General features: G+C 58.0%; 13 protein-coding genes. All 13 read right to left on the bottom strand.

What is annotated here, in order from left to right:
* Positions 1-128: 128 nt before the first annotated feature.
* The gene (gene glmS, locus H043_RS0100695) at positions 129-1,961 is read right to left on the bottom strand and encodes a glutamine--fructose-6-phosphate transaminase (isomerizing) (protein ID WP_027610295.1); all 1,833 of its coding nucleotides are present in this window, start codon (positions 1,959-1,961) and stop codon (positions 129-131) included.
* Positions 1,962-1,963: 2 nt separating this feature from the next.
* The gene (locus H043_RS0100690; protein ID WP_177325597.1) at positions 1,964-2,743 is read right to left on the bottom strand and encodes a DeoR/GlpR family DNA-binding transcription regulator; all 780 of its coding nucleotides are present in this window, start codon (positions 2,741-2,743) and stop codon (positions 1,964-1,966) included.
* Positions 2,744-2,897: 154 nt separating this feature from the next.
* Positions 2,898-4,265 carry a bifunctional UDP-N-acetylglucosamine diphosphorylase/glucosamine-1-phosphate N-acetyltransferase GlmU gene (gene glmU, locus H043_RS0100685; RefSeq protein WP_027610293.1) on the bottom strand — a complete coding sequence of 456 codons (1,368 nt, stop codon included), beginning with the start codon at positions 4,263-4,265 and terminating at the stop codon, positions 2,898-2,900.
* Positions 4,266-4,381: 116 nt separating this feature from the next.
* Positions 4,382-4,807: a F0F1 ATP synthase subunit epsilon gene (locus tag H043_RS0100680; RefSeq protein WP_007954164.1), complete on the bottom strand. Its 426-nt coding sequence runs from the start codon at positions 4,805-4,807 to the stop codon at positions 4,382-4,384.
* Positions 4,808-4,852: 45 nt separating this feature from the next.
* Entirely contained in the window at positions 4,853-6,232 is a 1,380-nt protein-coding gene (gene atpD / locus H043_RS0100675; RefSeq protein ID WP_027610292.1) for a F0F1 ATP synthase subunit beta, read from the bottom strand.
* A 27-nt stretch (positions 6,233-6,259) separates the two neighbouring features.
* The gene (gene atpG / locus H043_RS0100670; protein WP_010565870.1) at positions 6,260-7,120 is read right to left on the bottom strand and encodes a F0F1 ATP synthase subunit gamma; all 861 of its coding nucleotides are present in this window, start codon (positions 7,118-7,120) and stop codon (positions 6,260-6,262) included.
* 50 nt (positions 7,121-7,170) lie between these two features.
* On the bottom strand, positions 7,171-8,715 hold the full coding sequence (atpA, locus tag H043_RS0100665; protein ID WP_027610291.1) for a F0F1 ATP synthase subunit alpha: 1,545 nt from the start codon (positions 8,713-8,715) through the stop codon (positions 7,171-7,173).
* Between the two features lie 21 nt (positions 8,716-8,736).
* On the bottom strand, positions 8,737-9,273 hold the full coding sequence (locus H043_RS0100660) for a F0F1 ATP synthase subunit delta (RefSeq protein WP_007911956.1): 537 nt from the start codon (positions 9,271-9,273) through the stop codon (positions 8,737-8,739).
* A 12-nt stretch (positions 9,274-9,285) separates the two neighbouring features.
* Positions 9,286-9,756: a F0F1 ATP synthase subunit B gene (locus tag H043_RS0100655; RefSeq protein WP_011336718.1), complete on the bottom strand. Its 471-nt coding sequence runs from the start codon at positions 9,754-9,756 to the stop codon at positions 9,286-9,288.
* 59 nt (positions 9,757-9,815) lie between these two features.
* Positions 9,816-10,073, bottom strand: a complete 258-nt coding sequence (atpE, locus tag H043_RS0100650) for a F0F1 ATP synthase subunit C (protein WP_003097235.1) — start codon at positions 10,071-10,073, stop codon at positions 9,816-9,818.
* Between the two features lie 133 nt (positions 10,074-10,206).
* Positions 10,207-11,076, bottom strand: coding sequence for a F0F1 ATP synthase subunit A (atpB, locus tag H043_RS0100645; RefSeq protein WP_007960779.1), 870 nt, complete (start codon positions 11,074-11,076; stop codon positions 10,207-10,209).
* 16 nt (positions 11,077-11,092) lie between these two features.
* On the bottom strand, positions 11,093-11,500 hold the full coding sequence (locus H043_RS0100640; RefSeq protein WP_003229783.1) for a F0F1 ATP synthase subunit I: 408 nt from the start codon (positions 11,498-11,500) through the stop codon (positions 11,093-11,095).
* 148 nt (positions 11,501-11,648) lie between these two features.
* Positions 11,649-12,521: a ParB/RepB/Spo0J family partition protein gene (locus H043_RS0100635; RefSeq protein ID WP_007960777.1), complete on the bottom strand. Its 873-nt coding sequence runs from the start codon at positions 12,519-12,521 to the stop codon at positions 11,649-11,651.
* Positions 12,522-12,526: the final 5 nt, after the last annotated feature.

Genomic DNA, 12,526 nt, shown 5'->3' with positions numbered 1-12,526 from the left:
TGCAGCTGCGCTACGAGAGACCTAGCGTTCAAGATCGGCAGAGGAGGAAATCCTCCTCTGCGACAGTCTTTATTGTTCAGCGACAGTTTTTATTGTCTAAAACCAGGTCAATGTCAGCTGTGGATAACTTATTCCACCGTCACCGACTTCGCCAGGTTGCGCGGCTGGTCGACGTCGGTGCCCTTGAGCACGGCGACGTAGTACGACAGCAACTGCAGAGGGATGGTGTAGAGGATCGGCGAAAGAATGTCGTGGATGTGCGGCATCTGCACCACATGGGTGCCTTCGCCGTTGGTCATCCCGGCTTTCTCGTCAGCGAATACGATCAGTTCACCACCACGGGCGCGGACTTCCTGCAGGTTGGACTTGAGCTTCTCCAGCAGTTCGTTGTTTGGCGCCACGGTAACCACCGGCATGTCGTTATCCACAAGCGCCAGCGGGCCGTGCTTCAGTTCCCCAGCCGGATAGGCTTCGGCGTGGATGTAGGAGATTTCCTTGAGCTTCAAGGCGCCCTCCATTGCGACCGGGAACTGCGCGCCACGGCCGAGGAACAGGGTGTGGTTCTTCTCGGCGAACAGCTCGGCGATTTTTTCCACGGTGCTGTCCATCGCCAGCGCTTCGCCGAGACGGGTCGGCAGGCGACGCAACTCTTCCACCAGCGTGGCTTCAACGCCTTTGCCGAGCGTGCCGCGTACCTGACCCAGCGACAGGGTCAGCAGCAACAGGCCGACCAGTTGCGTGGTGAACGCCTTGGTCGAGGCTACGCCGATTTCGCGACCGGCCTGGGTCAGCAGCGTCAGGTCGGATTCACGCACCAGCGAGCTGATGCCGACGTTGCAGATCGCCAGGCTGGCGAGGAAGCCCAGCTCTTTGGCGTTGCGCAGCGCGGCCAGGGTGTCGGCGGTTTCGCCGGACTGCGAGATGGTGACGAACAGGGTGTCCGGCTGCACCACCACCTTGCGGTAACGGAATTCGCTGGCGACTTCGACCTGACACGGAATACCGGCGAGTTCTTCGAGCCAGTAACGCGCGACCATACCGGCATGGTAGCTGGTACCGCAGGCGACGATCTGCACGTTGCGCACTTTGGCGAACAGTTCGGCAGCCTGTGGACCGAAGGCCTGCACCAGTACCTGATTGTTGCTCAGGCGACCTTCTAGGGTACGTTGCACCACGACGGGCTGTTCGTGGATTTCCTTGAGCATGTAATGACGGAACTCGCCCTTGTCAGCGGCTTCGGCACCATCGCTGTACTGCACGGTCTGGCGCTCGACGGCGTTGCCGTTGACGTCCCAGATCTGCACGTTATCGCGGCGAATTTCGGCGATATCGCCTTCTTCCAGGTACATGAAGCGGTCAGTGACCTGACGCAGGGCCAATTGGTCGGACGCGAGGAAGTTCTCACCCAGGCCCAGACCGATCACCAACGGGCTGCCACTGCGTGCGGCAACCAGACGATCCGGCTGTTGTGCGTTGATCACGGCCAGACCGTAGGCGCCGTGCAGTTCCTTGACGGTGGCTTTCAGCGCAACAGTCAGGTCAGGCTGATCCTTGAGTTTGTGGCTCAGCAGGTGCGCGATGACTTCGGTGTCGGTGTCCGAAGTGAACACGTAACCCAGCGATTTCAGTTGCTCACGCAGGGCTTCGTGATTCTCGATGATGCCGTTGTGCACCACCGCGATATCACCGGAGAAATGCGGGTGCGCGTTACGCTCGCAAGGTGCACCGTGGGTCGCCCAACGGGTGTGGGCGATACCGAGACGGCCAACCAGCGGCTGTGCGGCCAGCGCCGCTTCCAGCTCGCTGACCTTGCCCGGACGGCGCATGCGCTTGAGCTTTTCATCGTTGGTGAAAACTGCCACACCGGCGCTGTCATAGCCGCGGTATTCAAGGCGCTTGAGGCCTTCGAGCAGGATGGCGGTGATATTACGTTCAGCAACTGCGCCGACAATTCCACACATGCTTATTTCTCCTGACTGACAGCCGCGCAAATCACGCTGATACCGCGGGCCTGAATCTGATCGCGCGCATCTTCAGGCAGGCGATCATCGGTAATGAGGGTATGGACGCTGCTCCACGGCAGCTCCAGGTTGGGAATCTTGCGGCCGATCTTGTCGGCCTCGACCATCACGATCACTTCCCGCGCCACGTCAGCCATCACCCGGCTCAGACCGAGCAACTCGTTGAACGTGGTGGTACCGCGCACCAGATCGATACCATCGGCGCCGATAAACAACTGGTCGAAGTCGTAAGAGCGTAGTACCTGCTCGGCCACCTGGCCCTGGAAGGACTCCGAATGCGGATCCCAGGTGCCGCCGGTCATCAGCAGCACCGGTTCGTGTTCGAGTTCGCTCAAGGCGTTGGCCACGTGCAGGGAGTTGGTCATCACCACCAGACCCGGCTGCTGGCCAAGCTCGGGAATCATCGCGGCAGTGGTGCTGCCACTGTCGATAATGATGCGGGCGTGTTCGCGGATGCGTTTGACGGCGGCGCGGGCAATCGCCTGTTTGTACTTTGAAACGCTTTGGCCCGGTTCAGCGACCAATTCCTGCGGCATGGTGATCGCCCCGCCGTAACGGCGCAGCAACAGACCATGGCTTTCCAGTGCGGCCAAATCCTTGCGAATCGTAACTTCAGAAGTTTCGAAGCGCTTGGCCAGTTCATCCACACTGACTTCGCCCTGCTCATTGAGCAAGGCGAGGATGTTGTGCCGGCGCTGGGGTGTATTGCGTTTCGACATGATGGTATAAGTTTCGATTCGAAAGATAACGGAAGCAATCAAAACCCATTGCCCGTCGATCGTCAAGCTCAGGCCATAAAAAAATCGCAGACCCGGCACCCCCTGTAGGAGCTGCCGAAGGCTGCGATCTTTTGATCGTAAAGCTACTGTGGATAACTCAGCTCTTTTTGATCTTCTCTGGCCGCTTCCAGCCATCGATATTTCTCTGCCGCGCCCGACCAACTGCCAACTGCGCGTTATCCACATTCTGGGTGATGGTCGAACCAGCCGCGGTAGTTGCCCCGGACGAGATATCCACAGGTGCGACCAACGAGTTGTTGGAGCCGATGAACACATCTTCGCCCAACACGGTTTTCCACTTGTTGGCGCCATCGTAGTTGCAGGTAATGGTGCCCGCGCCAATGTTGGTGCGGGCGCCGACTTCCGCGTCGCCCAGATAGGTCAGATGCCCGGCCTTGGCGCCCTCACCCATGCGCGCGTTTTTCAGTTCGACAAAGTTACCCACATGCGCGCGTGCTTCGAGCACCGTGCCCGGACGCAGACGGGCGAACGGACCGGCATCGCTGCCTTCACCCAGCACCGCACCTTCGATGTGGCTGTTGGCTTTGATCACCACGCCTTTGCGCAGGGTGCTGTCCTTGATCACGCAGTTCGGGCCGATCACCACGTCGTCCTCGATGACAACATTACCTTCGAGAATCACGTTGATGTCGATCAGCACATCGCGACCGACGGTGACTTCGCCACGCACATCGAAACGCGCCGGGTCACGCAGGGTCACGCCTTGCGCCATCAGCCGGCGGCCGGCGCGCAGCTGGTAATGCCGCTCCAGTTCCGCCAGTTGCTTACGATCATTGGCGCCCTGCACTTCCATCGGGTCGTGCGGTTGTTCAGTGGCCACCACCAAACCATCGCTGACCGCCATTTCGATCACGTCGGTCAAGTAGTACTCGCCCTGGGCATTGTTGTTCGACAGGCGGCTCATCCAGTCGGCCAGGCGATTGGCCGGGACGGCGAGAATGCCGGTATTGCCTTCGGTGATTGCGCGCTGGGCTTCGCTGGCATCTTTGTGCTCAACGATGGCTGCGACCTTGCCGTCAGCATCACGCACGATGCGGCCGTAACCGGTCGGATCTTCCAGCTCGACGGTCAACAGGCCCATCTGCCCCGGTACGACATGTTTAAGCAGGCGCTGCAGGGTTTCGACCTCGATCAATGGCACGTCACCGTAGAGGATCAACACCGTGTCGGCGCTGATGAACGGCACAGCCTGAGCCGTTGCATGACCAGTGCCCAATTGCTTGTCCTGCAGCACGAAATTCAAATCGTCAGCCGCCAGACGCTCACGCACCACATCGGCACCGTGGCCGATCACCACATGAATGCGCTGTGGATCGAGCTGCCGTGCGCTGTGGATAACATGCCCAAGCATGGAATTGCCGGCTACCGGGTGCAGCACTTTCGGCAACGCCGAACGCATACGGGTGCCTTGACCGGCCGCGAGGATAACGATTTCGAGAGACATGACTGGCTACCAATCCTGGGTGGTCAGCAACTGCGACCGGGTTGTAAAAATCGGAAAGAAAAAAGGGTAGCCGAGGCTACCCTTTTTTATCAATCGCACAACAAGTGGCTGACGGATTAACCGCCAAACTTCTTGCGGATCTGCTGGACGGTGCGCAGCTGAGCTGCAGCCTCGGCCAGACGTGCGGACGCAGCTCCGTAGTCGAAATCTGCGCTCTTCTCGTGCAGAGCAGCTTCGGCAGCCTTGAGAGCTGCTTGAGCCTGAGCTTCATCCAGGTCGGCGGCACGTTGCACGGTATCGGCAAGCACCTTGACCATGTTCGGCTGAACCTCGAGGAAACCACCGGAGATGTAGAACACCTCGGCTTCCCCGCCTTGCTTGATCAGGCGGATCGGACCTGGCTTCAGATTAGTGATCAGCGGCGCGTGACCCAGAGCGATACCAAGATCACCCAGTGCACCGTGCGCAATCACCATCTCGACCAGGCCGGAAAAGATTTCCCCTTCCGCGCTGACGATATCGCAATGGACTGTCATAGCCATCTGATTGCCTCAACCTAAATTAGCGCCCGTTGCCGGGCGCCGGGATTACAGTTTCTTGGCTTTCTCGATCGCTTCTTCGATGCCGCCAACCATGTAGAACGCTTGTTCTGGCAGGTGGTCGTAGTCACCGTTGAGGATGCCTTTGAAGCCAGCAATGGTGTCTTTCAGGGAAACGTATTTACCCGAAGCACCGGTGAAGACTTCAGCCACGAAGAACGGCTGCGACAAGAAGCGTTGGATCTTACGAGCACGGTTAACCAACTGTTTGTCGGCTTCCGACAGCTCGTCCATACCCAGGATCGCGATGATGTCTTTCAGCTCTTTGTAACGTTGCAGAACGTACTGAACGCCGCGAGCGGTGTCGTAGTGGTCCTGACCGATTACGTTCGGATCCAGCTGGCGCGAAGTCGAATCCAGTGGATCTACCGCTGGGTAGATACCCAGGGAAGCGATGTCACGGGACAGAACGACGGTGGCGTCCAAGTGGGCGAAGGTGGTCGCTGGCGACGGGTCGGTCAAGTCATCCGCAGGTACGTATACCGCCTGGATCGAGGTGATCGAACCTTCTTTGGTCGAAGTGATACGTTCTTGCAGAACGCCCATCTCTTCAGCCAGGGTCGGCTGGTAACCTACTGCCGAAGGCATACGGCCCAGCAGTGCGGATACTTCAGTACCGGCCAGGGTGTAACGGTAGATGTTGTCGACGAACAGCAGAACGTCGTTACCTTCGTCACGGAACTTCTCGGCCATGGTCAGGCCGGTCAGGGCCACGCGCAGACGGTTTCCCGGCGGCTCGTTCATCTGACCGTAAACCAGTGCCACTTTGTCCAGAACGTTGGAGTCCTTCATCTCGTGGTAGAAGTCGTTACCCTCACGAGTACGCTCACCCACACCGGCGAACACGGAATAACCGCTGTGCTCGATGGCGATGTTACGGATCAGTTCCATCATGTTTACGGTTTTGCCTACACCGGCACCACCGAACAGACCGACTTTACCGCCTTTGGCGAACGGGCAAACCAGGTCGATAACCTTGATGCCGGTTTCCAGCAGGTCGTTGCCGCCTGCTTGCTCAGCGAACGAAGGTGCTGCGCGGTGAATGCCCCAGCGCTCTTCGGTGTCGATTGGACCAGCTTCGTCGATCGGGTTACCCAGAACGTCCATGATCCGGCCCAGAGTCGCTTTACCGACCGGTACGGAGATGGCTGCGCCGGAATCGGTAACCTCCAGACCGCGCTTCAAGCCCTCGGTGGAACCCATCGCAATGGTACGAACCACGCCGTCGCCCAGCTGTTGCTGAACTTCCAGAGTGGTTTCGGCCGCGCTGACTACTTTCAGCGCGTTGTAGATGCTCGGTACGCTGTCGCGTGGAAATTCCACGTCGATAACGGCGCCGATGATTTGAACGATACGTCCGCTACTCATAGCTGGATCCTCTGAATATTTGAACCGTTAAACCGCGGCAGCGCCGCCGACGATTTCCGAGATCTCTTGGGTGATCGCAGCCTGACGCGCCTTGTTGTAGATCAGCTGCAAATCGCTGATCAAATCACCGGCGTTGTCGGTAGCGTTCTTCATCGCGATCATCCGCGCAGCTTGTTCAGCTGCGTTGTTCTCGACCACCGCCTGGTACACCTGCGACTCCACGTAGCGCACCATCAAGCCGTCAAGCAGCTCTTTGGCGTCTGGTTCGTAGAGGTAGTCCCAGTGGTGCTTGAGTTCTTGATCCGGGGTTGCCACCAGTGGAATCAACTGCTCCACGGTAGGCTGTTGTGTCATGGTGTTGATGAACTTGTTGGATACCACGGACAGGCGATCGATACGGCCCTCCAGGTAGGCATCCAGCATCACCTTGACGCTGCCGATCAAATCATTGATCGACGGCTCTTCACCCAGGTGGCTGATAGCTGCAACGACGTTACCGCCGAAGTTGCGGAAAAAGGCCGCACCCTTGCTACCGACTACACACAGATCAATCTCGACGCCGTTTTCGCGGTTTACCGCCATGTCCTTGACCAGGGCCTTGAACAGGTTGGTGTTCAAGCCGCCGCACAAACCACGGTCACTGCTCACGACGACATAACCAACACGCTTTACTTCACGGTCGATCATGAACGGGTGGCGGTATTCCGGGTTGGCGTTGGCCAGATGCCCAATTACCTGGCGGATACGCTCCGCATAAGGACGGCTGGCTGCCATGCGCATTTGTGCCTTGCGCATTTTGCTCACCGCCACTTTTTCCATGGCGCTGGTAATTTTTTGCGTGCTTTTGATGCTCGCAATCTTACTGCGAATCTCTTTTGCGCCTGCCATGTAACACCTATCAGGTTAGCAAGCGGGAGCCTTGCGGCTCCCGCTGCGGCTTACCAGGTTTGGGTGGCCTTGAACTTCTCGATACCGGCTTTCATGCCAGCGTCGATTTCGTCATTGAAGTCACCTTTAACGTTGATCTTGGCCATCAAATCGGCGTGATCGCGGTTGAAGTAAGCAATCAGCGCTTGTTCGAAGCTGCCGATCTTGGCGATTTCAATGTCAGTCAGGAACCCACGCTCAGCGGCATACAGCGACAGCGCCATGTCAGCGATCGACATTGGTGCGTATTGCTTCTGCTTCATCAGCTCGGTAACGCGCTGACCATGCTCAAGTTGCTTACGGGTCGCTTCGTCCAGGTCAGAAGCGAACTGGGCGAATGCCGCCAGTTCACGGTACTGAGCCAGAGCGGTACGGATACCACCGGACAGCTTCTTGATGATCTTGGTCTGAGCGGCACCACCCACACGGGATACCGAAACACCGGCGTTCACTGCAGGGCGGATGCCCGAGTTGAACATGGCCGATTCCAGGAAGATCTGACCGTCGGTGATGGAAATCACGTTGGTCGGAACGAACGCGGAAACGTCGCCAGCCTGGGTTTCGATGATCGGCAGTGCGGTCAGGGAACCGGTTTTGCCGGTCACTGCGCCGTTGGTGAACTTCTCTACGTATTCTTCCGAAACGCGGGATGCGCGCTCCAGCAGACGGGAGTGGAGATAGAACACGTCGCCTGGGTAAGCTTCACGGCCTGGTGGACGGCGCAGCAGCAGGGAAATCTGGCGGTAAGCCACTGCTTGCTTGGACAGATCGTCATAAACGATCAGCGCGTCTTCACCGCGGTCGCGGAAGAATTCACCCATGGTGCAACCGGAGTACGGTGCCAGGAATTGCAGCGCAGGAGATTCCGAAGCACTGGCAGCCACGATGATCGTGTTGGCCAGGGCACCGTTTTCTTCCAGCTTGCGAACCACGTTGGCGATGGTCGATTGCTTCTGACCGATCGCTACGTAGACGCAGAAAATGCCGCTGTCTTTCTGGTTGATGATCGCGTCGATCGCCAGAGCGGTTTTACCGATCTGACGGTCACCGATGATCAGCTCACGCTGGCCACGGCCGACAGGGATCATGGCATCGACAGCCTTGTAGCCAGTCTGTACAGGCTGGTCTACCGACTTACGCCAGATCACGCCCGGTGCAACTTTCTCGACCGCGTCGGTCAAGGTGTTGCCCAGTGGACCTTTGCCGTCAACAGGGTTACCCAGTGCATCGACTACGCGACCCAGCAGTTCCTTACCCACCGGAACTTCGAGGATGCGGCCGGTGCACTTGGCGCTCATGCCTTCAGCCAGACTGGTGTATGCGCCCAGTACAACGGCACCTACGGAGTCTTGCTCCAGGTTGAGGGCCATACCGTAGACGCCGCCCGGAAACTCGATCATCTCGCCGTACATGACGTCGGCCAGACCGTGAATCCGCACGATGCCGTCAGATACGCTGACGACAGTGCCTTCGTTACGGGCTTGGGAGGTCACATCGAGCTTGTCGATGCGGCCCTTGATAATTTCACTTATTTCGGAAGGATTGAGTTGCTGCATTGCTCTGCTGCCCCTTCAAACTCAAGATTTCAATGCTTCGGCAAGTTTCGCGATTTTGCCGCGAATCGAGCCATCGATAACCAGGTCGCCGGCGCGGATAACGACACCCCCTATAAGGGCAGCATCCTCCGCAACTTGCAGGCGCACTTCCCGGTTGAGTCGTGCACTGAGAACCTTGGCGAGTTTGTCTTGCTGTTCTTGGTTCAATGCGAAAGCACTGGTCACTTCAACGTCTACCGACTTCTCTTGTTCGGCCTTGTACAGGTCGAACAGAGCGGCGATCTCCGGCAGAAGCGGGAGACGGTCGTTTTCGGCAACGACATTGATGAAGTTTTGTGCCTTGGCATCAAACTTGTCGCCGCACACGTCAATGAACGTGGCGGCCTTTTCTGCGCTCGTCAGTCGCGGGGCCTTGAGCACGCGCTGCATGGTGTCATCTTGTGACACCGCTGCAGCCAGGCCGAGCATGGCTGACCAATTGGCCAGTTGCTGGTGGGCCTGAGCGTGCTCGAAGGCCGCCTTAGCGTAAGGTCGGGCCAACGTGGTCAGTTCTGCCATGATCGCCCTCGCTTAGATTTCAGCAGCCAGTTGGTTAACCAGCTCTGCGTGCGCGTTTTGATCGATTGTGGCACCCAGGATCTTCTCGGCGCCGCCGACAGCCAGCAAGCCCACTTGGGCGCGCAGCTTGTCTTTGACACTGTTCAGTTCCTGTTCGATCTCGGCTTGAGCCTGAACCTTCACACGGTCAGCGTCGATACGGGCTTTTTCAACAGCCTCTTCAACGATCTGGTTACCGCGTTTCTTGGCTTGCTCGATGATTTCAGCTGCCTGAGCTTTCGCTTCGCGCAGTTGCTGACCCGCTTTCTCTTGGGCCAACTCCAGGTCGCGAGCTGCACGGCTGGCAGCGTCCAGACCATCAGCGATCTTCTTTTGACGTTCGTGCAGAGCAGCGATGACCGGAGGCCATACGAACTTCATGCAGAACAGTACAAAAATCAGGAACGCAACGGACTGGCCAATCAGGGTCGCATTAATGTTCACGCCAACACCTCGCAGTTACGTTGTCCATCACACCAAATTACTCGGAAGAATCCGGGTAATTAGCCAGCGATCTGACCAACGAACGGGTTCGCAAAGGTGAAGAACAGAGCGATACCAACACCGATCATGGTTACGGCGTCGAGCAGACCGGCAACGATGAACATTTTAACTTGCAGCATTGGAACCATTTCTGGCTGACGCGCTGCGCCTTCCAGGAACTTGCCGCCCAGCAGGCCGAAACCAATTGCGGTACCCAGTGCGCCCAGGCCGATCAACAGTGCAACAGCGATAGCGGTTAGACCAACTACAGTTTCCATCTTTCCTCCCGACTTTTACGTCGTATGGTTTAGGTTTTTTAGATTAAAGCGGTAAAACAAATCGTTTCAGAGGCCCGGTTAAGAGCCCCCTCCCGTTTGACCGGGAGGGACATCAGATCAGCCGAGGCTGCTCTTAATGGTTTTCTTCGTGCGCCATCGACAGGTAGACGATGGTCAGCATCATGAAGATGAACGCCTGCAGGGTGATGATCAGGATGTGGAACACAGCCCACGCCCACTGCAGAACAACGCCCAGGCCACTCAGCCAGAGCAGGCCGCTGCCGAACATCACAGCGATCAGAATGAACACCAGCTCGCCGGCATACATGTTGCCGAACAGACGCAGGGCCAGAGAGATCGGCTTGGCGATCAGGGTCACGAATTCCAGCAGGAAGTTCACCGGGATCAGCAGGGCCTGAACGAAGATGTTCTTGCTGCCGAACGGGTGCAGGGTCAGTTCGCCGATGAAGCCGCCGATGCCCTTGACCTTGATGCTATAGAAAATGATCAGTGCGAAAACCGAGAACGCCATGCCCAGGGTCGCGTTCGGGTCGGTAGTCGACACGGCACGGAACGGGATGTGGTGGTCGCCGGTGATCAGGATGGCCAGCTGAGGAATCCAGTCGACCGGTACCAGGTCGACGGCGTTCATCAGGAACACCCAGACGAAGATGGTCAGTGCCAGCGGTGCAATCACCGGGCTACGGCCATGGAAGCTGTCTTTCACGCTGCCATCGACGAATTCGACCAATACTTCAACGAAGTTCTGCAAAGCACCTGGCTGACCCGATGTTGCTTTCTTTGCCGCCATGCGGAAAAGGAAAACGAAGATCAGACCCAGCGCGACCGACCAGCCGAGGGTATCGACGTGGAAAGCCCAGAAGCCCATTTCCTTGGCTTCTGCTGCGGTATGGGCAAAGCCCCAGCCGCCGTTAGGTAGCTGACCGAAGGTCAGGTTCTGCAAGTGGTGCTGGATATAGCCCGAAGCGGTTGTTTCTGCCATGGTTGCCTCAAACGCCCTAAGGTCTCGAAAGTCTTGTTCTCATCAGCAGGGGAGCGAACCAGCTGACCGACTGAGTCAGCACGAAAGCGCCGAATACTGCGATCGGCGCCAATGGCTTCACACCTGCAAACACCAGTGCAAACAGCACTGCCGTCAAAATCAGTTTGCCTGCCTCGCCGGCATAAAATGACCGGACGATGGACTGGGCTGCTCGGGCGCCGGAAAACCGAAATGCCTTGTGAGCGAAATAAACATTGGGCAGCAAGGCTATCAGGCCTCCGCAAAGTCCCGAGTATCCGGCAACGACTCCGTGCCATTGCCAGAGCGCCAAAGCGGCAATGAGCAAAATGACAAATTGAGCCATCAACACCGGAAAAACCGCCAGGCGATGGAACGGCAGGCGGTTTGGCTTGCGGGTTTCCATCACGTTTGCTCTCCAATGGTCGGCTGCCAGAATTCAATAACTTGGCATAATTTGTGCCGACAAAATGCGCGCAGAGTATAGGGGCGGTTCTGCCCCTATTCAACTGTCAGGTAGTGATTTCCGACTGCGCGCTACATGAGGAAATGTTTCAGCGGATGTGTGCGAGCACACCTTGAAGCTCATCGAGTGAGTTGTAACCGATCACCAGCTGACCTTTTCCCTTCTTGCCGTGGCGAATCTGCACCGCAGAGCCTAGGCGCTCGGCCAGACGCTGTTCGAGCCGGGCGATATCCGGGTCGGGTTTGGCTGCTTCCACAGGCTCCGGTTTGCCACTCAACCACTGACGAACCAGTGCCTCGGTTTGGCGCACAGTCAGGCCGCGTGCGACAACATGTCGCGCCCCTTCCACCTGCTGATTGTCCGGCAGACCGAGCAAAGCACGGGCATGACCCATTTCCAGGTCACCGTGGGACAGCATGGTCTTGATGACTTCCGGCAGTGCAATAAGTCGCAACAGGTTAGCCACAGTCACGCGGGACTTACCCACAGCCTCGGCCACCTGCTGTTGAGTGAGCTGGAATTCCTGCTGCAGACGCTGCAAGGCGACGGCTTCCTCAATCGGGTTCAGGTCTTCACGCTGGATGTTCTCGATCAGCGCAATGGCGATCGCGGTCTCATCCGGCACATCACGAACCATCGCCGGGATGGTTTCCTGGCCGGCCTGCTGGCTGGCGCGCCAGCGGCGTTCGCCGGCGATGATTTCGAAACGGCCTCCGCCAATCGGACGCACCACGATCGGCTGCATCACGCCTTGCGCCTTGATCGACTGCGCCAGCTCTTCCAGCGCCTGCGGATCCATGTCGCGGCGTGGCTGGTATTTGCCACGCTGCAGCAGGTCCAGCGGCAGGTGTTGCAGCTCACGGGTATCGGCCTGCGCCGCCTGTTCTTCCAGCGCGCTGACGGTCGGACCACTCAGCAGTGCATCCAGTCCACGTCCGAGACCTCGTTTCTTGACGGCCATGGGGA

The sequence above is a fragment of the Pseudomonas sp. URIL14HWK12:I6 genome (assembly GCF_000514195.1).
Classification (GTDB): domain Bacteria; phylum Pseudomonadota; class Gammaproteobacteria; order Pseudomonadales; family Pseudomonadaceae; genus Aquipseudomonas; species Aquipseudomonas putida_A.
Note: the sequence above shows the minus strand (reverse complement) of the source record. Positions and strands in the feature narration are given on the sequence as shown.